At 60.6% G+C, this 21,111-nt stretch carries 18 protein-coding genes; 3 read left to right on the forward strand and 15 right to left on the reverse strand.

What is annotated here, in order from left to right:
* Positions 1 to 177 precede the first annotated feature (177 nt).
* The gene (ppc, locus tag E4O98_RS05420) at positions 178 to 2,823 is read right to left on the reverse strand and encodes a phosphoenolpyruvate carboxylase (RefSeq protein ID WP_248134373.1); all 2,646 of its coding nucleotides are present in this window, start codon (positions 2,821 to 2,823) and stop codon (positions 178 to 180) included.
* 196 nt (positions 2,824 to 3,019) lie between these two features.
* Between ppc and E4O98_RS05425 the strand changes: the two genes are divergently transcribed.
* The 3 genes from E4O98_RS05425 to E4O98_RS05435 all read left to right on the forward strand — a co-directional run bounded on the left by E4O98_RS05425 (position 3,020) and on the right by E4O98_RS05435 (position 4,915).
* Positions 3,020 to 3,364 carry a hypothetical protein gene (locus E4O98_RS05425; RefSeq protein WP_005785520.1) on the forward strand — a complete coding sequence of 115 codons (345 nt, stop codon included), beginning with the start codon at positions 3,020 to 3,022 and terminating at the stop codon, positions 3,362 to 3,364.
* A 283-nt stretch (positions 3,365 to 3,647) separates the two neighbouring features.
* Positions 3,648 to 4,073: a DUF4398 domain-containing protein gene (locus tag E4O98_RS05430; protein WP_005785519.1), complete on the forward strand. Its 426-nt coding sequence runs from the start codon at positions 3,648 to 3,650 to the stop codon at positions 4,071 to 4,073.
* A 56-nt stretch (positions 4,074 to 4,129) separates the two neighbouring features.
* Positions 4,130 to 4,915, forward strand: a complete 786-nt coding sequence (locus E4O98_RS05435) for an OmpA family protein (protein WP_005785517.1) — start codon at positions 4,130 to 4,132, stop codon at positions 4,913 to 4,915.
* A 402-nt stretch (positions 4,916 to 5,317) separates the two neighbouring features.
* Here E4O98_RS05435 and E4O98_RS05440 read toward each other — a convergent pair whose 3' ends face one another.
* The 14 genes from E4O98_RS05440 to E4O98_RS05505 all read right to left on the reverse strand — a co-directional run bounded on the left by E4O98_RS05440 (position 5,318) and on the right by E4O98_RS05505 (position 20,607).
* Complete coding sequence (locus E4O98_RS05440) at positions 5,318 to 5,629, reverse strand: hypothetical protein (RefSeq protein WP_228309418.1); 312 nt, start codon at positions 5,627 to 5,629, stop codon at positions 5,318 to 5,320.
* Positions 5,630 to 5,799: 170 nt separating this feature from the next.
* Positions 5,800 to 6,126 (reverse strand): hypothetical protein, encoded by a 327-nt coding sequence (locus E4O98_RS05445; RefSeq protein ID WP_228309417.1) that lies wholly within the window; start codon positions 6,124 to 6,126, stop codon positions 5,800 to 5,802.
* On the reverse strand, positions 6,123 to 7,028 hold the full coding sequence (locus E4O98_RS05450) for an alpha/beta hydrolase (RefSeq protein WP_032877483.1): 906 nt from the start codon (positions 7,026 to 7,028) through the stop codon (positions 6,123 to 6,125). Before E4O98_RS05450 ends, E4O98_RS05445 begins: the two co-directional genes overlap by 4 nt.
* A 108-nt stretch (positions 7,029 to 7,136) precedes the next feature.
* A complete protein-coding gene (locus E4O98_RS05455; protein WP_005785511.1) occupies positions 7,137 to 8,414 on the reverse strand; it encodes a flavohemoglobin expression-modulating QEGLA motif protein in 1,278 nt (425 codons plus the stop codon).
* A 53-nt stretch (positions 8,415 to 8,467) separates the two neighbouring features.
* A complete protein-coding gene (locus E4O98_RS05460) occupies positions 8,468 to 9,184 on the reverse strand; it encodes a TetR family transcriptional regulator (RefSeq protein WP_078820451.1) in 717 nt (238 codons plus the stop codon).
* Between the two features lie 84 nt (positions 9,185 to 9,268).
* On the reverse strand, positions 9,269 to 10,771 hold the full coding sequence (gene lysS / locus E4O98_RS05465) for a lysine--tRNA ligase (RefSeq protein ID WP_005785507.1): 1,503 nt from the start codon (positions 10,769 to 10,771) through the stop codon (positions 9,269 to 9,271).
* 80 nt (positions 10,772 to 10,851) lie between these two features.
* Positions 10,852 to 11,947, reverse strand: a protein-coding gene (gene prfB / locus E4O98_RS05470) for a peptide chain release factor 2 (RefSeq protein ID WP_098465888.1) whose coding sequence is annotated in 2 segments (ribosomal slippage) — positions 10,852 to 11,874 and positions 11,876 to 11,947 — 1,095 coding nt in all. Because the reading frame shifts where the segments join, the coding sequence is not laid out codon by codon here.
* A 237-nt stretch (positions 11,948 to 12,184) separates the two neighbouring features.
* Positions 12,185 to 13,186 carry a PleD family two-component system response regulator gene (locus tag E4O98_RS05475; protein WP_032877485.1) on the reverse strand — a complete coding sequence of 334 codons (1,002 nt, stop codon included), beginning with the start codon at positions 13,184 to 13,186 and terminating at the stop codon, positions 12,185 to 12,187.
* Between the two features lie 52 nt (positions 13,187 to 13,238).
* Positions 13,239 to 14,249 carry a chemotaxis response regulator protein-glutamate methylesterase gene (locus tag E4O98_RS05480; RefSeq protein WP_078820447.1) on the reverse strand — a complete coding sequence of 337 codons (1,011 nt, stop codon included), beginning with the start codon at positions 14,247 to 14,249 and terminating at the stop codon, positions 13,239 to 13,241.
* Entirely contained in the window at positions 14,246 to 16,525 is a 2,280-nt protein-coding gene (locus tag E4O98_RS05485; RefSeq protein WP_223017658.1) for a hybrid sensor histidine kinase/response regulator, read from the reverse strand. The genes E4O98_RS05480 and E4O98_RS05485 overlap by 4 nt, the downstream gene beginning before the upstream one ends.
* Entirely contained in the window at positions 16,522 to 17,223 is a 702-nt protein-coding gene (locus E4O98_RS05490; RefSeq protein WP_032877488.1) for a chemotaxis protein CheW, read from the reverse strand. Before E4O98_RS05490 ends, E4O98_RS05485 begins: the two co-directional genes overlap by 4 nt.
* Positions 17,220 to 18,476 carry a protein-glutamate O-methyltransferase CheR gene (locus E4O98_RS05495; RefSeq protein ID WP_032877489.1) on the reverse strand — a complete coding sequence of 419 codons (1,257 nt, stop codon included), beginning with the start codon at positions 18,474 to 18,476 and terminating at the stop codon, positions 17,220 to 17,222. Before E4O98_RS05495 ends, E4O98_RS05490 begins: the two co-directional genes overlap by 4 nt.
* The gene (locus E4O98_RS05500) at positions 18,473 to 18,985 is read right to left on the reverse strand and encodes a chemotaxis protein CheW (RefSeq protein WP_248091045.1); all 513 of its coding nucleotides are present in this window, start codon (positions 18,983 to 18,985) and stop codon (positions 18,473 to 18,475) included. Before E4O98_RS05500 ends, E4O98_RS05495 begins: the two co-directional genes overlap by 4 nt.
* Positions 18,985 to 20,607, reverse strand: a complete 1,623-nt coding sequence (locus tag E4O98_RS05505) for a methyl-accepting chemotaxis protein (protein ID WP_248134376.1) — start codon at positions 20,605 to 20,607, stop codon at positions 18,985 to 18,987. The genes E4O98_RS05500 and E4O98_RS05505 overlap by 1 nt, the downstream gene beginning before the upstream one ends.
* Positions 20,608 to 21,111: the final 504 nt, after the last annotated feature.

The raw sequence follows: 21,111 nt of genomic DNA on the forward strand, positions 1-21,111 counted from the left end.
TCAAGATACACAGCGGGCCCTCACCATACAAGCCGCCAAAAGTAGGAGAAACCCGCACCCGGCATACGTCAGCGACAGGGTGTGCCTGAGCGCAACCCACCTCCTCAAACAACGACCGCCCTTTTCAGGGCGGTCGTCGTGGTTGATCCGCAAGCCGTTGAGAACACGCAAGAAACCTCAACCGGTGTTGCGCAAACCGGCGGCAATACCGGCCACGGACACCAGCAGCGCCTGTTCCAGAGGGCTGTCTTGCGCCGCCTCTTGCCGACGAGACCGCGCCAGCAACTCGGCCTGCAACAGGTGCAACGGGTCGAGGTAGGTGTTGCGCAGGCGGATGAACTCCAGGGTGTCAGGGCTATGGGCCAGCAACTGCGACTGACCGGTCAAGCCAAGCACCACATTACAGGCCTGCGACAATAGGTCGCGTAAATGCGCACCCAATGGCAGCAGGTCTGGCTGCACCAGGCGCTCGTCATAAAGACGGGCGATATCGGCATCGGCCTTGGCCAGCACCATTTCCAGCATGTCGATGCGCGTGCGGAAAAACGGCCACTGTTCACGCATCTGCGCCAGCAACTCACCTTCCCCCCGCTCCAGCGCCTTGCTCAATGCCGCCTCCCAGCCGAGCCAGGCAGGCAGCATCAGGCGCGTCTGGGTCCAGCCGAAGATCCACGGGATCGCGCGCAAGCTTTCAATCCCACCTGCGCGACGCTTGGCCGGGCGGCTGCCCAGGGGCAAACGGCCCAACTCCTGCTCCGGCGTGGACTGGCGAAAATACTCGACGAACTGCGGATTTTCCCGCACCACGGCGCGGTAAGCGCTGACACCGTCTGCCGCCAATTCGTCCATCAAGTGACGCCAGGCAGGCTCCGGTGGTGGCGGCGGCAGCAGTGTCGCTTCCAGCACGGCGGCCAGGTAGAGGTTGAGGTTCTGCTCGGCGATATCCGGCAGGCCGAATTTGAAGCGGATCATCTCGCCTTGTTCCGTGGTGCGGAAACGCCCTGCCACCGAGCCCGGCGGCTGCGACAGGATCGCCGCGTGGGCCGGGCCGCCGCCACGACCAACGGTGCCACCACGACCATGGAACAACAGCAGTTCCACCTGCTGTTCGCGGCAGATATCGACCAGACGCTCCTGCGCCCGGTATTGCGCCCAGGCGGCGGCGGTAGTGCCTGCGTCCTTGGCCGAGTCGGAGTAGCCGATCATCACTTCCTGAGGCCCCTGCAACCGCGCGCGATAACCCGGCAGTTGCAACAGCCGCTCCATCACCGGCCCGGCGTTATCCAGGTCAGCCAGCGTTTCGAACAACGGCACCACACGCATCGGTCGTTGTACGCCCGACTCTTTCAACAGCAACTGCACCGCCAGCACATCCGAGGCGGCACCCGCCATGGAGATAACATACGAGCCCAATGAGGCAGCCGGTGCGGCGGCGATTTCCTTGCAGGTATTCAATACCTCGGCAGTGTCCGCCGAGGGTTTGAAGTAACCCGGCAGCAATGGCCGCCGATTGGTCAGTTCCTGGGTCAGGAAGCTGATACGCGCATCCTCATCCCAGTCCTCATAACGCCCCAGGCCCAGGTAATCGGTGATTTCGGTCATGGCCGCCGAGTGACGGCTGGAGTCCTGACGCACATCCAGGCACACCAGGAACAGCCCGAAGGTCACCGCACGGCGCAAGCAGTCGAGCAGCGGCCCATCGGCGATCACGCCCATACCGCATTCATGCAGGGACTGGTAGCACAACTCCAGTGGGTCCAGCAGGTCGCGGTTGTTCTGCAACACTTCGGCAGGCGCCGGGGTGCTGGCCGTCAACGAAGCGTGAGCCCACTGGCGCGTGGCACGCAGGCGTTCGCGCAGTTGCTTGAGCAAGGCGCGATAGGGTTCGACGCTGTCGCCGACCTTGGCTTGCAACGCCGGGCTAGCCTGTTGCATCGACAGCTCGGAGGCCAGCTGATCGATGTCGCGCAAGTACAAATCCGCTGCCATCCAGCGCGCCAACAACAGCACCTCGCGGGTAACCGGCGCGGTGACATTGGGGTTGCCGTCACGATCGCCGCCCATCCACGAGGCAAAGCGAATCGGCGCAGCCTCCAGGGGCAGGCGCAAGCCGGTAGCAGCGTGCAGGGCCTGGTCAGCCTTGCGCAGGTAATTGGGAATGGCGTGCCACAGCGAATGTTCGATCACCGCAAAGCCCCACTTGGCTTCGTCCACCGGGGTGGGCCGGATGCGGCGGATTTCTTCGGTGTGCCAGGCTTCGGCGATCAGCCGTTGCAAGCGTTCGCGGATCTGCTCGCGTTCGGCGCTGGTAAGGTCACGGTGGTCCTGGAGGGCCAGTTGCGCGGCGATGGCATCGTATTTCTGGATCAGGGTACGGCGAGCCACTTCGGTGGGGTGGGCGGTGAGCACCAGCTCGATCTCCAACCGTGCCAACTGCCGGGCCAGGGATTCATGGCTGTGCCCTTCGCTTTTCAGGCGCGCCAGCAACTCCGGCAACACCCGGGACTCAAAAGGCGCCGGTTGCGATTCATCGCGCCGATGAATCAGCTGATATTGTTCGGCAATGTTGGCCAGGTTGAGGAACTGGTTGAAGGCCCGGGCAACAGGCAGCAACTCGTCCTCTTGCAACTGATTCAAGCTGGCGCTCAGTTCGTCGCCGGCCGCCTTGTCCGAGACGGCACCGCGACGGTCAGCCTTGGCGCCTTTGCGGATTTGCTCGATCTTGTCGAGAAAGTCATCGCCGTACTGCTCTCGAATGGTGTTGCCCAACAGTTCACCCAGCAGGTGAACATCCTCACGCAAGCGTGCATCGATATCACTCATCAGCCAATCTCCAGCCAGAAATCCGGGACGCGCAGGTGTTCCAGAGTGCCGTCGGCGTCGGTTTCTGACAAGGCCGAACGCAAACGACTTTAAACCTTGTGGCTTAAAGCTAGTCTCAAGCATGAGCCGTCGCGTTATTCACGCAGGCGGCTGGTCACTCATCACCGCCTGCCAACGCAGGCTTATTGAGGTAGCCATGAAAATTCGAGAACTGGCCCAGCATTGGGAAGAAACCGCCAAGGGTCGCCTGACCAAGACTGAGTACGCAATCCATCTGGATGTGGAATCTGCCGCAAGGCTGGCCGCCATTGCCGAGATGTACCCCAAGCGCCACGTCGAAGAACTGCTCGGCGAGCTGATCGGCGCCGCCCTTGAAGAGCTAGAAGAAAGCTTTCCCTATATCAAGGGCGACCAAGTGATTGCCACCGATGAAGAGGGGGACCCGCTGTATGAAGACGTGGGGCTCACACCCCGGTTTCTGACGTTGTCCCGCCGCTATTTACATGATTTGTCCGCCAGCGCTGACGAACAGAAGCACTGAAAAACATTTTATTGACGTCAATCCAACCCAGGTATTCCGGGCTTTTTACAGGCTCGGAGTACCGCTGCGCGCTGCGAAAGTTCCATCTTTTGAACACTGACCACTCAGTCAGATATTTTTTCAGGCAATTCGCCATATCCGCTGAACTTTTGAAAAAAGCCTCAGGTCACAGCCAGTAGCCATCACTTGTGGAACGGTCGTTTGAACTGGCCTCATGAGCTTTACCGCCGGGCCCGCAACCGATACGCCACGATGGATTTTGATGTTTTTCAGGAGTTATCCAATGGAGTTGAAGACGATGAACACCAGCACCGCCAAATCCTCGTTTAACCACCTGCGCGGGCTCAAATTGGCCGCGCTGGCAATCGGCACCAGCTTCGTTCTGGCAGGCTGCGCCGGCAACCCTCCAACCGAGCAGTACGCCGTGACCCAATCGGCCGTTAACAGCGCCGTGAGCGCTGGCGGTACCGAGTTTGCAGCCGTGGAAATGAAGTCGGCTCAGGACAAGCTCAAAGAAGCTGAAATCGCGATGCACGACAAGAACTACGAGAAAGCTCGTCAGCTGGCTGAACAAGCCGAATGGGACGCCCGCGTCGCCGAGCGTAAAGCCCAGGCTGCCAAGGCTCAACAGGCTGTGAAGGATTCCCAGAAGGCTGTTGAAGAACTGCGTAAGGAAGGCATGCGCCCAGCTGCAATCATGCAGAAGTAAGCCACTGCCCCTTGATTGCATCGCACCTGATATCGAATTGAAAGGACGACACGACTATGCGTAAACAATTGATGATCCCTGCCCTGCTAGCGATGAGCGTTGCCTTGGCGGCCTGCTCCACCCCGCCGAACGCGAACCTGGAAAATGCACGGACTAACTTCTCGGCCCTGCAAACCAACCCGCAAGCCACCAAACTGGCAGCCCTGGAAACCAAAGACGCCAGCGAATGGCTGGACAAGGCTGACAAGGCATACCGCGACAACGAAGACGAGAAGAAAGTCGACCAACTCGCTTACCTGACCAACCAGCGTGTTGAAGTTGCCAAGGACACCATCGTCCTGCGCGAATCCGAAGCCAAGCTGAAAAATGCCGGCGACGAACGTGCCCGCGCCCTGCTGGACGCCCGCGACGCGCAAATCAAGCAACTGCAAAACAGCTTGAACGCCAAGCAAACCGATCGCGGCACCCTGGTGACTTTCGGTGACGTACTGTTCGCCACCAACAAGTCCGACCTGAAATCCAGCGGCCTGGTGAACATCACCAAGCTGGCGCAGTTCCTGCGCGATAACCCGGATCGTAAAGTGATCGTTGAAGGCTACACCGACAGCACGGGTTCCGACTCGTACAACCAGAGCCTGTCGGAGCGTCGCGCAGCTTCCGTGCAACGTGCACTGGCTCAACAAGGCGTGGATATTTCGCGCATCGTGACCCAGGGCTACGGCAAGGAATATCCAGTTGCCGACAACGGCAGCGTTTCGGGCCGTGCCATGAACCGTCGCGTTGAAGTGACCATCTCCAACGACAACCAGCCAGTCAAGCCACGGTCTTCCGTTGCTAACTGATTGATTGTTGCCGGATAAAAAAACCCACCTCGCGGTGGGTTTTTTTTGGCTAGGAAAAATTGATTGGGCGATCTGTGTCTTCATCAGGCGGTTTTATCATGCCGGGGTCTTTGCAACCCTGCGCCGAACTGCCTGCCGACTTGTTACGCGCCTGCTCCAGCGCATCTTGTCGTTCTAACGCCTGATGCGCCCTGACCATCGCCAGCATATTGCGTATCGCATCAATATTTATCACCACCGTCCCAGCCCCGCTGTAAAGAACTCACACCACCGTTTGTGGCGGTTTACGCAATTCAGTTCCAGGCGACTTCTTGAGGAGATACTGTGGTGGCACCGGCACGCCGTGGGCCGGCCACACTCATGCCCCCCCCAAATCACTGGCAGGCTTTCAAAGGCAGGGGATTAAAACGCGATAGAGCCCGGGCTGTCGCCGCCGCCCATCTGAATCTGGCCTTGGCCAGATGTGCCACCTGGGTCTTTTGCCTCCAGGGCGGCTCTTTCTTCCAACAACTTCTTCAGCTTTTCGAGCAGTTCTTCAAGGCTCTCCCCGCCTCCAGCCCCCTGGGCCCCGCCCGAACCCTGCAAACCTTCGCCGCGCTTGGCTTGAATTTTATCCCGGATGTCCTGAATTAGCTGATCCAGGCCCTGCGAGGGTGCCTCGGAGCCAACTGAATAGCCCGCGCCAACTGAAAGTGAACCGCCGATACCGTCCATAAACTCGTACTCCAGATTAGTTAATACAATGCACTGATCAGACAAGCTGATCAGTCCACGATCTGTGGCAAGCGAGTACAGATGGTTCCAGGCTATATAGATTCGGACAGACCTCGCCTGACTAATCAGGAGACTTGAAGGACGTTTTCATACAACGGCGGTGTTAGGACTCACTGCTCCAGTTGCGGAGTTTCCTGCCCCATGCAACGCACGGCCTGCTTCTTGTTGTTCACCAGCACGCCGCTCAAGCCTTTTTGCTCGGTATCAAACATCACCAACACGCCGTCAACGCACTGCGCCACCTGCGCGGCAGGGGTCAGGGAAATTTTGTAATCCTCCCCCGGCACGGTTTTGAGCATGGTGAAGTCGCTGAGCAGCAACGCGTCTTGCGGCTTGGCGAAGTGCAGGTAGCCGTAATACCACAAGCACCCAACGGTACCGATGATAGTGCCGATGCCGGTGAGGATCAGCGGGATCATGTTGCGTTCTTCACTCATTGCGGGCTCTCTGATGAATCAACTTTAGGAATTGGATAATTCGGAATCTCGCCCAGCCGGCGCAGGCCGTTGAAGTGCTGCGGGTCGTCCAGGTAACGCAGCATGACGGTTTGCCAGGTCTTGTCGGCAAACGTCTGCACATGGCCGCCACGGGTCAGTTGCAACACCCTTGGCGCAGGGGCCACTTGATACAGGCGGATGCCATTGGCCACTGGCACGATGGGATCATCCAGGCTGTGGAACAACAGTTTTGGCACACCGGTCAGTTGGGGCATGGCATTGATTGCACTGTCGGCGTCGGGCACCAGCCACGACAGGGGCACCTGCAACGGCCAGGTTAACCAGGACGTGCTCAGGGCGAATTGTCCTACGTCACGATAACTGGCGGGTACGCCATCCAGTATCAGCGCCTTGAGCTGGGGTTGACGCGCCGGATGGGCCGCCAGGTAATGCACCGCCAGCGCGCCGCCCAGGCTTTGGCCGAGCACAATCAATGGTTGCCCCTGGGTTTCAGGAGCTTTGTCGAGCCAGCTGAATGCTGCGTCTATATCCTGATAGATCGCCGGCAAGGACGGTTTGCCTTGCGAAAGCCCATAGCCGCGATAATCGAGCAACAGCACTTGATAGCCTTGCTCCGGCAACCACCAACTGCCGCCCAGGTGCCAGGCGAGATTACCGCCGTTGCCGTGCAGGTGCAGCACCGTTCCCTTCAGAGGTACGCCGGGTTTAGCCGGCAACCACCAGGCGTGGAGCTTGAGGCCGTCAGCAGTGGTGATAGTGACGTCGCGGTATTGCAGGCGGGCTTTTTCCGGCGTGAAGGGCAGGCCAGGCTCGGGATAGAACAGCAAGGAGCTGCAGCCGTTCAATGTGAGTAGCAGGCATAAAATGCCGAGGATTCTCATCCGTTGAAACCTCGTAGGTGAGTTGAAACCTGAAGTCTTGTGAAGATCCAATGGTGGGAGGGGGCAAGCCCCCTCCCACACGGTGACCCGGTTGCTTCAATGAAATACCTAAAGGATATTGGAGTAATCCGCCTCGATCCGATCCAGGCTCAAGTGGTTGAGGAAGTTGGAAAAACACATCCACGCCGCCAGCGCGTTCATATCGCGAAACTGCTCCGGCAGGTACTTGGGCGGTACCACCAGCCCCTCGTCTACCAGTTGGCGCAGGGTACGCATGTCTTCCAGGGTGGTCTTGCCACAGAACAGCAGCGGCACTTGTTCCAACTTGCCTTTGCGCACGGCGAGCTGGATGTAGTTGTAGACCATGATAAAGCCCTTGAGGTAGGACAAATCCTTGGTAAACGGCAGACCGGTCGGCACTGAACCACGGAACACCCGGCTGGCGTTGCCATAGCTTTCGGCCATTTCAAAGCCTTGCTCACGGAAGAACTCGAACACCTGCAGGAAGTCGGCGCCCTCCTCCACCATATGGATGGCGCGGGTACGGTTGGTCAATTTACGCAAGCGGCTGGGATAGGAGGCAAACGTGATGATTTCCATCAGGATCGCCAGGCCCTCCTGGGTCACGGTGGACGACGGCGGACCCTTGGACAGGAACGTGCAGATTGGCTGGTTCTGGCCATTGAGCGTGGTGCCCACATGCACCAGCCCTTCATGCACTTCCAGGGCGCGCACGTCGCGGTCGTTGAACATCGCGTCGGCGCGGATCTTGATATAGTCGGCGCCCGCCGCCGCATCCGCGACGATACCGTCGGACTCGAACACGCGGATGGTCTCTTCTGCCTCGCCAAACACTTTGTTCAGACGCGTTTGCAGCAGGCTCACCGCATCCTTGGCGGTGAGGGTCTTGGCTTCGTCCTTCAGATCGCCCCGGCCATCGATATTGTTCAGGTAGTCCGACAGCATCAGCCCCAGGTCTGCCAGGGTCGGGTCGCCGGCGTGGAACGCATCGGAGGCAGCGCCGTACAGTTCCTGGGATATCAGGCCAAAGTCCTCGGTGCCGCGCGCTTCAAGCATACGCACCACCATGCGGTATTCGCGGCACATGCGCCGCATGATCTGCCCCACCGGGCTGAACTGGCCCAGGCGGCGGGTGATGTCGCGCTCGATGTTCTGGAACTCCAGCTTCACCGCACTGGAATCGAAAGACAGGGGCCGGTTCAGGTAGTAATCGCGGTCCACGGCAGGCATGGCTTTGCCCTTGGCCTTGAGGAATCCCTGGCGGATGTTCTCGTCCCACTTTACTGCGTCGAGAACCCGGATCGGTGTCTGCGCCAGCACAATGCGATCGGACAAGCTGCGTATCGTCTGCTGGTAATCGTCCACCCGGTGTTTTCCTCTTTAAACGTTGAGCGTTGTCAGGCTTTGCTCGAATGCTGTCAGACCGAGGCCAATACCAGGTGCATGTAACGCTTGAGGATTTCAAGCATCTCTTCACCGGTCAGAGGCTCTGCGCCGCCCAACAGGCCCTGATATTCCATCCGACTGATGATAGCCGTCAACACCTTGGCATCCTGCTGCGGCTCACGGGAGCCCAACACTTGAAAAAACTGCCCGGTGCCCTGCAACAGAATCTGTTGATGGGAGCGCACCAGTTCAGCCAGTCGCGGGTTCAGCAGGGCCTCCTGTCGAAACGCCTGCTCGGCCATCAGGTATTCGCGGCGGTTGGTCAGTTGGCGCAGCACGTAATCGGCGGTCAGCCGGGCAATGTCATCGGCCAGTTGCGCGCGCGACTGCGGGCTGCCATCGCCATAGGCAACCATCTCGCGCAACAAGCCCTCGTTACGCACCCACAGTTTGCCCATGAAGGCCGCGCTGCGCTCGACGTATTGGGCGAAGGTGTCGGTGAGCAGGTCATCGATATCCTTGAAATAGTAGGTGGTGGCCGACAACGGCACACCCGCCTCCGCCGCGACGGCTCGATGGCGTACGGCACGCACCCCTTCGCGCACCACGATGCGCATGGCCGCATCGAGAATGTCCTGGCGGCGTTGTTCGCTGCCGCGGCGGCTGGCCTTGCGGCCCTGGTACTGAACGCTTTCAGCCACGGCAGCAGCAATGCCGGCGGCACCTTCTTGAGCCATTACGCGGTTCACCACACTTCTTCCTTTAAAAGTGACACTGGAATACGCCACATAAAAAAGCCGCCTTATAAAAGGCGGCTTCGGATTTCGCAACGGTTACGCTTGTGGCCGCATGTGCGGGAACAGGATCACATCGCGGATCGATGGCGAGTTGGTCAACAACATCACCAGCCGGTCGATGCCGATGCCTTCACCGGCAGTCGGCGGCATGCCGTACTCCAGGGCACGTACGAAGTCGGCGTCGTAGTGCATGGCTTCGTCATCGCCGGCGTCCTTGTCGGCCACCTGAGCCATGAAGCGCTCGGCCTGATCTTCCGCGTCGTTAAGCTCGGAGTAGGCGTTGGCGATTTCGCGGCCGCCGATGAACAGTTCGAAACGGTCAGTGACGTTCGGGTTGTCGTCGTTGCGACGCGCCAGCGGCGACACTTCGAACGGGTACTGGGTAATGAAGTGTGGCTGCTCCAGCTTGTGCTCGACCAGCTCTTCGAAAATCATCACCTGCAATTTGCCCAGGCCTTCAAAGCCCAACACCTTGGCGCCGGCTTTCTTGGCGATGGCGCGAGCCTTGTCGATGTCGTTCAGATCGTCAGCGGTCAGCTCAGGGTTGTACTTGAGGATCGAGTCGAACACCGACAGACGCACGAACGGCTCGCCGAAGTGGAACACCTTGTCGCCGTACGGCACGTCGGTAGTCCCCAGAACAAGCTGCGCCAGTTCACGGAACAGTTCTTCGGTCAGGTCCATGTTGTCTTCGTAGTCGGCGTAGGCCTGGTAGAACTCCAACATGGTGAATTCAGGGTTGTGACGGGTCGAGACGCCTTCGTTACGGAAGTTGCGGTTGATCTCGAACACCTTCTCAAACCCGCCGACCACCAGACGCTTGAGGTACAGCTCCGGCGCGATACGCAGGAACATTTCCATGTCCAGCGCGTTGTGGTGGGTTTCAAATGGCTTGGCTGCGGCACCACCGGGGATGGTTTGCAGCATCGGCGTTTCCACTTCCAGGAAGTCACGCTGCATCAGGAAGCTGCGGATGTGGGCAATGACTTGCGAACGCACACGGAAGGTCTGGCGCACGTCTTCGTTGACGATCAGGTCAACGTAACGCTGGCGATAGCGCTGCTCGGTGTCGGTCAGGCCGTGGTGCTTGTCCGGCAGAGGGCGCAAGGACTTGGTCAGCAGGCGCACGCTGGTCATTTCGACGTACAGGTCGCCCTTGCCGGAACGGGCCAGGGTGCCTTCTGCGGCGATGATGTCACCCATGTCCCAGGTTTTCACCGAGGCCAGGGTTTCTTCCGAGAGGGTTTTACGGTTGACGTAAACCTGGATACGCCCGGTCATGTCCTGAATCACCATGAACGAGCCACGGTTGAGCATGATGCGACCTGCCACCTTGACCGGGATCGCCGCTTCTGCCAGCTCTTCCTTGGTCTTGTCCGCGTACTGTTTCTGCAAGGCATCGCAGTAGTTGTCGCGGCGGAAGTCGTTGGGGAAGGCGTTACCCTTGGCGCGCTCGGCAGCAAGCTTTTCCTTGCGCAGGGCGATCAGGGAGTTTTCTTCCTGTTGCAGGGCTTGCGGGTCGAGTTGTTGGTCGCTCATGTCTTTTGAAATTCCATCACAGGTACGTTTTCCCCAGCCTTCGGCTGGGGATCGCGAGCAAGCTCGCTCCTACAGGGGTGTTACAGGCCGGATTTCAGGCTGGCTTCCAGGTATTCGTCGATATCACCGTCGAGTACCTTGTCGCAGTCGCTGCGTTCGATGTTGGTGCGCAGATCCTTGATCCGCGACGCATCGAGTACATACGAACGGATCTGGTGACCCCAGCCGATATCCGACTTGGTGTCTTCCAGCGCCTGGGAAGCGGCGTTGCGCTTCTGCATTTCCTGCTCGTACAACTTGGCCCGCAGCATTTTCATGGCGGTATCCTTGTTGGCGTGCTGGGAACGTTCGTTCTGGCAACTGACCACGGTGTTGGTCGGTACGTGGGTAATACGTACGGCCGAGTCAGTGGTGTTTACGTGCTGACCACCGGCACCGGAGGAACGGTAGGTGTCGATGCGCAGGTCGGCTGGGTTGATCTCGATTTCCACCTTGTCGTCGATCTCTGGCGAGACGAAAACGGCGGAGAACGAAGTGTGACGACGGTTGCCGGAGTCGAACGGGCTCTTGCGCACCAGGCGGTGCACACCGATTTCGGTACGCAGCCAGCCAAAGGCGTATTCACCCTTGATATGCACGGTCGCGCCCTTGATACCGGCGACTTCACCGGCGGACAGTTCCATGATGGTCGCGTCGAAACCGCGCTTGTCGGCCCAGCGCAGGTACATGCGCAGCAGGATGTTGGCCCAGTCCTGGGCCTCGGTGCCGCCGGAACCGGCCTGGATGTCCAGGTAGGCGTTGTTCGGGTCCATTTCATGGCTGAACATGCGGCGGAATTCGAGCTTGGCGAGGTTTTCCTCGAGACGGGCCAGCTCGGCGACGACATCGCCCACTGCGCCTTCATCATTTTCTTCGACAGCCATGTCCAGCAGGTCACGGCAATCGGCCAGACCGGTGTTCAGCTCGTCGAGGGTGTCGACGATCTGCGCCAGCGCAGCGCGCTCGCGCCCCAGTTCCTGGGCGTATTCAGGTTTGTTCCAGACACTCGGATCTTCAAGCTCGCGGTTGACCTCGGTCAGACGCTCATGCTTTTGATCGTAGTCAAAGATACCCCCGAATAGTTTCGGAGCGCTCGGACAGGTCCTTGATGGTGTTAAGGATCGGGTTGATTTCCATGGCGGGCAGCACTCGTTGGCGAACTTTTGAAAGCCGGCGAGTATAACGGCAAACGGCTGGGAACGGCAGCCCGCTTGGCCGAAAAGGCGGGGGTTTGTACAGGATCCATAGCCAGATAGCGATCAAATGTGGGAGCTGGCTTGCCTGCGATATCGGTGTATCAGTCGGTACTTCTGTGACAGATGCGCCGCTATCGCAGGCAAGCCAGCTCCCACATAGGGTGCGCGGCGCTTGGGATTACTCGATACCAACCTGATTACGCCCATTATGCTTGGCCGTATACAGCCCCTTGTCCGCCGCCATGATCAACTGCCGGCAGTCCGTGCCCTGCACCGGCGTCAAGGTCGACAGGCCAATGCTGATGGTCAGGCTCGCCCCTTCTGCCGGGGCAATGTGCGGGATTTTCAGGGCCGCCACCGCCATACGCAGTTTTTCTGCCACCAGGCGCGCACCGCCCGGCGAGGTGTTGGGCAGGACCAGGGCAAATTCTTCTCCGCCGTAGCGCGCCGGCAAGTCCGAAGGGCGGCTGCTGGCGTCGCGGATAGCGGCGGCGACTTTGCGCAAGGCTTCATCGCCTTCGACATGGCCGAAGCTGTCGTTGTAGGTCTTGAAGAAATCCACGTCGATCATCAGCAGCGACAGTTGGGTCTGGTCGCGCATGGCACGGCGCCACTCCAATTCCAGGTATTCGTCGAAGTGGCGGCGGTTGGACAGCCCGGTCAGGCCGTCGGAGTTCATCAGGCGTTGCAGCACCAGGTTGGTATCCAGCAACTGTTGCTGGCTGACCCGTAGCGCACGGTAGGCCGCGTCGCGCTGCAACAGGGTCATGTAGGACCGCGAGTGATAGCGGATACGCGCCACCAGTTCGATGTTGTCGGGCAGCTTGACCAGGTAATCGTTGGCGCCGGCCGCGAAGGCCGCACTCTTGATCAGCGGGTCTTCCTTGGTGGACAGCACGATGATCGGGATATTCGCGGTCGCCGGGTGATTGCGGTATTCACGCACCAAGGTCAGGCCGTCGAGGCCGGGCATTACCAGGTCCTGCAGGATCACCGTCGGCTTGATGCGGATCGCCTGGGCAATCGCCTGGTGCGGGTCGGCGCAAAAGTGGAAGTCGATGTTTTCTTCATGGGCCAGGCCGCGCCGCACGGCTTCGCCGATCATGGCCTGATCGTCGACCAGCAGCACCATGGCGGCGTTCTCATCGGTCTTGAAGTCGTCGAGCTGTAAATCATTCATGTGCAGTCACCTGAATTACTACCTGCAAGCCAGCACGGCGGGAGATTTTCGATCATTTTGCAAAGACCTCCAGCAATCGGGGCGCAATTCTATCCAGTGGGCGAATTTCAACAGCAGCATCAATCGCCGCCGCCGCTTTGGGCATGCCGTACACCGCCGAGCTCTGCTGATCCTGGGCGATGGTCAAATATCCTTGTTCGCGCATCAGCTTGAGGCCTTGAGCCCCGTCGCGCCCCATGCCGGTCAGTAGTACGCCGACGGCGTCACCGGTCCAGTAACTGGCGACGCTTTCGAAAAACACGTCGATGGAGGGCCGGTAAATCTCGTTCACCGGCTCTGCGGTATAGGCTAGCGTGCCATTTTTCAACAAGCGAATATGGTGGTTGGTGCCGGCCAGCAATACCACGCCGGCCTGGGGCGGCTCGCCCTCACAGGCCAGGCGCACGGGCAGGCCGGAGGCGCTGCTCAGCCACTCGGCCATGCCGGCGGCGAAGACCTGGTCCACATGCTGCACCAGCACGATGGCGGCGGGAAAATCCCGCGGCAAGCCCTTGAGCAGAACCTCGAGGGCCGCCGGCCCACCCGCTGAAGAACCAATGGCCACTAGCCGTTGACGCTTGCCGGTGACCCGTTGCGGTGGGGGTTCGGCACGCACGCGCGTGCCGCGCTGGCCGATCAACCAACCGATATTGAGGATCTTGCGCAATAGCGGTGCCGCCGCATCCTTGGGGTTGCCTACGCCCAGCGCCGGGGTATCCACCACATCCAGCGCTCCGTGGCCCATGGCTTCGAATACGCGGCTGACGTTGGCCTGGCGGTCGACAGTAACGATCACGATAGGGCAAGGCGTGTCGGCCATGATCTGCCGGGTAGCCTCCACCCCATCCATTACCGGCATTATCAGGTCCATCAGGATCAGGTCCGGGGTCAGCTCGGCACAGCGCCGCACCGCTTCCAGGCCATTGCTGGCCACCCACACCACCTCGTGGGCGGGCTCAAAGCTCAAGGCGCGGCGCAAGGCCTCTATCGCCAGGGGCATGTCATTGACGATCGCAATCCTCATGCCCGGGCGCCTCCAATCAGTTCAACCACGGCGTCGAGCAAGGCGTCGTCATGGAAACTGGCTTTGGCTAAATAATAGTCGGCGCCCGCGTCGAGTCCACGACGTCGGTCTTCTTCACGATCCTTGTAGGAAACCACCATCACCGGCAACGATTGCAGGCGACTGTCACGACGCAAAAGTGTGACCAATTCAATACCGTCCATGCGAGGCATATCAATATCAGTGATAAGCAGGTCGAAGTCCTCGGAGCGCAATGCGTTCCAGCCATCCATGCCATCGACCGCAACAGCGACTTCATAACCACGATTGAGTAATAATTTGCGTTGCAGCTCGCGTACGGTCAGCGAGTCGTCTACCACCAGCACGCGCTTGCGCGGTGCTTCGGTGGCCTGCTGGCTGCGCCGGGCGATACGTTCCAGGCGGCCGGTGTTGAGCAATTTATCCACCGAACGCAACATGTCTTCGACATCGACGATCAACACCACCGAGCCGTCATCGAGCAAGGCCCCTGCGGAAATATCCTGGACCTTGCCCAGACGATCATCCAGCGGCAACACCACCAGGGTGCGTTCACCGATAAAGCGCTCCACGGCAATCCCGTACACGGCATCGCGCTCGCGGATCACCACGACTTTCAGGGTTTGCGAAGGACTCTGCCCCGGTGGGCGCTGCAGCAACTGGCTGGCGGCAACCAGGCCCACATGCCGGCCCTCGAGCCAGAAATGCTGGCGGCCTTCCAGTTGCACAATGTCGTCGGGAGCCAGGTCACACATGCGTTCAATGTGGGCCAGGGGGAAGGCATAGGCTTCTTCGCCCACGTCCACCACCAGGCTGCGCACCACCGACAAGGTCAACGGCACTTCCAGATGGAAGCGACTGCCCTGCCCCGCCGTCTGCTCCAGTACCACCGCGCCACGCAGTTGGCGAACCATGTGCTGCACCGCATCCAGGCCAACGCCACGACCGGACACCTCGGTGACCTTGTCGCGCAAGCTGAACCCCGGCAGGAACAGGAACGTCAGCAATTCCTCTTCGCTCAGGCGCAGGGCAGTTTCCACCGGCGACAGATTACGTTCGACAATGGTGCCGCGCAGCCGCTCCAGGTCGACACCGTTGCCGTCGTCGCTCAATTCCAGTACCAGCAACCCGGCTTGATGGGACGCACGCAGGCGGATCAGGCCTTCCGCCGGTTTGCCTGCCAGCAGCCGCTGCTCGGGCGTTTCGATGCCGTGGTCGACAGCATTGCGCAGTAAATGAGTGAGCGGTGCTTCAAGTTTTTCCAGGACGTCTCGATCGACCTGGGTCTTTTCGCCTTCGATTTCCAGGCGCACTTGCTTGCCCAGGCTGCGACCGAGGTCACGCACCATGCGCACCTGCCCCGCCAGCACGTCGGCAAACGGTCGCATGCGGCAGGCCAGCGCGGTGTCGTATAGCACCTGGGCGCGCTGGCCTGCCTGCCAGGCGTACTCGTCAAGTTCCGCGTTTTTATCCGCCAGCAGTGCCTGAGCTTCGCTCAACAAGCGGCGGGTATCGGCCAGGGCTTCCTGAGTCTCAAGATTCAAATCCAGGTGCTTGAGGTGACCGTCCAGGGTATCGAGGGCGCGCAGGCTGTTGCTTTGAATGCGCTTGAGGCGTTGCATACTGGCCAGGTGAGGCTTGAGCCGCTGGGTTTCCACCAGGGACTTGCTCGACAGGTCCAACAGGCTGTTCAAGCGCTCGGCGGTGACCCGCAGCACGCGCTCGCCACCCTCGGTGATGCGCTTGTTCTGACGCGGTGGCTCACTGCTGACGGGCGGTGCAACCTCTGGCTCTTGCGGCAATGCTTCAACGATAGGCGCCGGAGCAGGCTCGGGCTCAGCTTTTGGCGCAGGCGTAGCGGGTGGCTGCGCCGGGTCAAGCAGACGCTCCATCAACGCCACGTACGCCTGGATATCCAACGGCCCCACGCTGTTGCCTGGCGTGGCGATACGCATCAGCAGGTCAGTGCCTTGCAACAACGCATCAATATGTTCCGGTTGCAGGTACAGACGACCTTCCTGGGCGCTGACCAGGCAGTCCTCCATGACGTGGGCCACGCTGACCCCGGCATCCACGCCAACAATCCGCGCCGCTCCCTTGAGCGAATGTGCGGCGCGCATACAGGCTTCAAGTTGATCCGCCTGCGTCGGGTTGCGCTCCAGGGCCAGCAGGCCGGCGCTCAATACCTGGGTTTGCGCATCGGCCTCCAGGCTGAACAGCTCCAACAGCGAGGCATCACGCATCTGATCGGGGGTCATGCGAGGCTCCGGGTCACGGCGGACAACAATTGCGTTTCGTCCAGCCAGCGCAGGCTGCGGCCTTTGAACTGCAACACACCTTGGGTATAGCGTGCGCTGGCCTGGGTACCGGAGGCCGAGGCCGCGTTCAAGGTGCGCTCATCGATGGCATGAATGCCATCCACCTCATCCACCGGCACGACGATCGGACCGTCCTGGGCGGCAATGATCAACATGCGCGGCATGATCCGCCCGCCACTGGGCACGCTGCTGGTGCTGTCCAGGCCCAGCAGTTCCACCAGCGACAGGCACGCCACCAGCGCACCCCGCACGTTGGCCACCCCCAGCAGCGCACGGGAACGCTGGTGCGGCAAGGAGTGGATCGGTTGCAATGGCGCCACTTCCACCAGGCAGCGGGTGGCGATACCGAGCCATTCTTCACCGAGGCGGAACATCAACAGCGAACGGGTGACCACCTCGCTACCCGCTTCGGCGGCGGCCTGCGGGCGCTGATCATCCTGCTGCAGGGCATAGCGGTCGAGCAGGCGCGTGGCGGCGGCGGAATACACCGAGCAGTTGCGGCAGTGAATATGCTCGTCCAGCAGTGGGCAGGACCTGTCGCCATGAATGCCGATACGGTTCCAGCAGTCATCGATGGCTTGGGTATCGGTCAGCGTCAGGTCCAGGCCTGCGGTGTCGAGCGCGTCAGGGCTGTTCATCGTTCGGACTCACTGTGTGCTCGCTCGCTACGAGCGGCGCGGGCTTGTAGCCGGCGCGCTCCCGCACTGTCGCCCTGGGACTCGAGCAACGCAGCCAGATGCATCAAGGCCTGCGAATGCTGCGGTTCCAAGTACAAGGCTTTTCGGTAATACCCCTGGGCTTCCAGGGCGCTGCCCGCCACATCGCTGAGCAACCCCAACCAGTAGAACACCTGGGCAACCGGCGGGTGGCTGCTTAAATAACGCTCACAGGCGGCCCGGGCCTCGGCACTTTTGCCTTCATTGGCCAGGGTCGCGATCTGGCCGAGCAAATCCCCTGCGTCGGTGTGGGGCACCTTGACCGGCGGCACCTGAGTGCTGACCGTGCTGAACGGACGCGGCTTGAGTGGTATCGGTGCTGCACTGCGCTGCGGTGCTGGCGCAGGCATCGGCACGAATACCGGCGGCGGGGTCTGCTCTATGTGTCGACTGAAGGCAAAGGATTGCGGCACGCCAATCGAACGCATGCCATGGCGCCCCAGCAGGCTGCCCTCGGCCGGGCCGATAAACAGCACACCGTCCACATGAGTCAGTTCCTTGAGCACATCAAAGACTTGCTTCTGGGTCGGCTGGTCGAAGTAGATCAATAGGTTGCGGCAGAACACAAAATCGTAGGTCGGCTCGTTGGCCAGCAGTGTCGGGTCGAGCAAGTTGCCCACTTGCAGACGCACTTGCTCGCGCACCCGGTCGGCGATGCGGTAACCGCCCGTTTCTTCTGTGAAGTGGCGGTCGCGAAATTCGAGATCGGCCCCGCGAAACGAGTTCTTGCCGTACACACCGCGCCGGGCACGTTCCACCGACAGCGGGCTGACGTCCATCCCCTGAACCTTGAACTGATGGGGCGCCAGGCCCGCATCCAACAAGGCCATGGCAATCGAATAGGGCTCTTCGCCAGTCGAACACGGCAGGCTGAGGATGCGCAGCGCGCGCATCTGCTTGATCTCGGCCAGGCGCAGCAGGGCCAGGCGAGCCAAGGTCGCGAAGGATTCGGGATAGCGGAAAAACCAGGTCTCGGGAACGATCACCGCTTCGATCAGTGCCTGCTGCTCGTCGTGGGAATGTTGCAGGAGCTGCCAGTAGGCCTCCGTCGACTGCGCCTGGGAGGCTTGGCAGCGCTGGCGCACCGCACGCTCGATGATCGCCTCGCCCACCGAGGCAACGTCCAGGCCGATGCGTTCTTTCAAGAACGCCGAAAAACGCGGGTCACTGCTCATAGGCTTAACTCGGCGCAAAACAGCAAGGCGCGTACTTCAGCGCTCAGCAGTTCGGCAATGCCAATCCACTGCATCAAGCCCTGTGCATCCTCGCGTACCGGCCCCAGGTAGGGCGCCTGCTGGTTGTCCACGCCATAAGGCTGGAACTCGGCGGGGTCGCAACGCAGGGTGTCGGTGGCCTGCTCCAGGATCAGCCCCAGCCCACGCGCTTCACTCCAGGGTTGCGGCTGGTAGTTGACCAGCACCAGCCGCGTGCTGGTGCGAGCCTGGGCCGGGGTGCCGAACGTCAGGGCACTGACATCGATTACCGGCACCAGCGTACCGCGATGCGCAAAAATACCCGCCACCCACAGTGGCGCATGGGCGATGGGTTTGAGCGGCAGGCGCGGCAGCACCTCCGCCACTTCGGTGGCCTTGAGGGCAAAGCGTTCGTTGCCGATGCGAAACACCAGGAACAACGCCGTTTTCGCTGCCGGGACGGCGACGCGTTTAGCCGCGAGATCGCTCATCAGACTTTGAAACGCGACACGCCACTGCGCAGACCCACCGCGACCTGGCTCAGCTCATCAATGGCAAAGCTGGCCTGACGCAGGGATTCGACGGTCTGGCTGCTGGCATCGCCCAATTGCACCAGCGCGTGGTTGATCTGTTCGGCGCCGGTGGCCTGGGCCTGCATGCCTTCGTTGACCATCAACACCCGCGGCGCTAGGGCCTGTACCTGGTGGATGATCTGCGACAGTTGCTCGCCCACTTGCTGCACTTCGAACATACCCCGGCGGACTTCCTCGGAGAACTTGTCCATGCCCATCACGCCCGCCGACACCGCTGACTGGATCTCACGCACCATTTGCTCGATGTCGTAGGTTGCCACGGCAGTCTGGTCGGCCAGGCGGCGCACTTCGGTGGCCACCACGGCAAAGCCGCGACCGTACTCACCAGCTTTCTCCGCCTCGATGGCGGCATTGAGAGACAACAGATTGGTCTGGTCAGCCACCTTGACGATGGTCACCACCACCTGGTTGATGTTGCCGGCCTTCTCATTGAGGATCGCCAGCTTGGCGTTGACCAGGTCGGCGGCGCCCATCACCGAGTGCATGGTCTCTTCCATGCGTGCCAGGCCCTGCTGGCCGGAACCGGCGGCCATCGAGGCCTGGTCGGCGGCGGTGGACACTTCGGTCATGGTACGCACCAGGTCCTTGGACGTGGCCGCAATCTCGCGGGAGGTGGCGCCGATTTCCGTGGTGGTGGCTGCGGTTTCCGTGGCGGTGGCCTGTTGCTGCTTGGAGGTCGCGGCGATCTCGGTGACCGAGGTGGTGACCTGCACCGACGAACGCTGCGCCTGGGACACCAGGGCAGTCAGCTCGGTCATCATGTCGTTGAAGCCGGTTTCGACCGCGTTGAATTCGTCCTTGCGCTCCAGGTTCAGGCGCTTGCTCAGGTCGCCGGTACGCATGACTTCGAGGATCTGCACGATACGCTGCATCGGCGCCATGATCGCGCGCATCAGCAACAGGCCGCACAGCGCCGCGGCGAGAATCGCCAGCAGCAGCGAGACGCCCATGCTGACCTTTGCCGCTGCTACGGCATCATCGATGGCAGCGGTGGCATTGTCGGCGACCTGTTTGTTCTCATTGATGATGTCGTTGAGCTTCATGCGGCCTGCGGTCCAGGCGGGGGTCAGTTGCTCGTTGAACAGCCTCAGCGCCTCGGCCGGGTTGTTGCTCTGATGAGCCGCCAGGACCTGGGCAAGAATGGCGTTGTAGTTCTGGTGCAGTTTTTCGAAGGCATCGAATTCGGTGCGATCCTGGGTGATATTGATCGTACCCGCGTAACTGGCCATGTGCTGCTCAAGCCGCGCTTCGAATGACTTGTAGTCCTGCTTGTCTTCATCGGAAATGCCCTGGTTTTCGTGGATCCCGACCAGTTCCTGGGTTTGCAGGTAGCTGTCGACCCAGGCACTGCGGATCATCGAACTGAAAAACACGCCGGGCACGGCGTCGTCGCGCACGGAGTTTTCGCTGGCTTCGATCTTGAGCAAGCGCGAATAGGAGAGCACCACCATCAGCAGCATGATGGCGATAATTACCGCAAAGCTCGCCAAAATCCTTTGGCGCAGGGTCCAGTTCTTCACAGTAATTCCTCGCAGGGGCATTCAAATGGAGGGGAGTATAGCTGAGCGGATGCTCGGGTTTATCAACGCTTTTGAGGGGGGATCCACAGAATGCGTAAGTGGGATGGGTGGTACGTGTGCCTAGGGAGATCCAACTGATGGGCCGCAGTTCAAATGTGGGAGGGGGGCTTGCTCCCGATGGCGGTCTTGTAGTCGACCGGATCTTGGATCAGACCGAGTACATATCCATTGCTGCGGTAACGGTTGCTATTGGTTCCGCTTTTACAGCGGGTCACTTTTGGAAAAGAGCCCGGAATGCCGGCCCAGCCAAAAGTAACCAAAAGGGCTCTTGCCCCACCACTCGGCACCTCGCTTAGGCTCGGTGTGCCCGTAATCCGACATGGATTTGGGAGGCCGCCGCCACGCGCCGTCCATGGCGCGGGGCGGCTAAACCGGCATCCCTGCCGGTTTAGCCCCCAAATCCCTGTCGAATTCCGGCCAGCGTGGTTTGACGGGGCGCCTAAG

Source organism: Pseudomonas sp. W2Jun17, assembly GCF_023127795.1.
Taxonomy (GTDB): Bacteria; Pseudomonadota; Gammaproteobacteria; order Pseudomonadales; family Pseudomonadaceae; genus Aquipseudomonas; species Aquipseudomonas synxantha_A.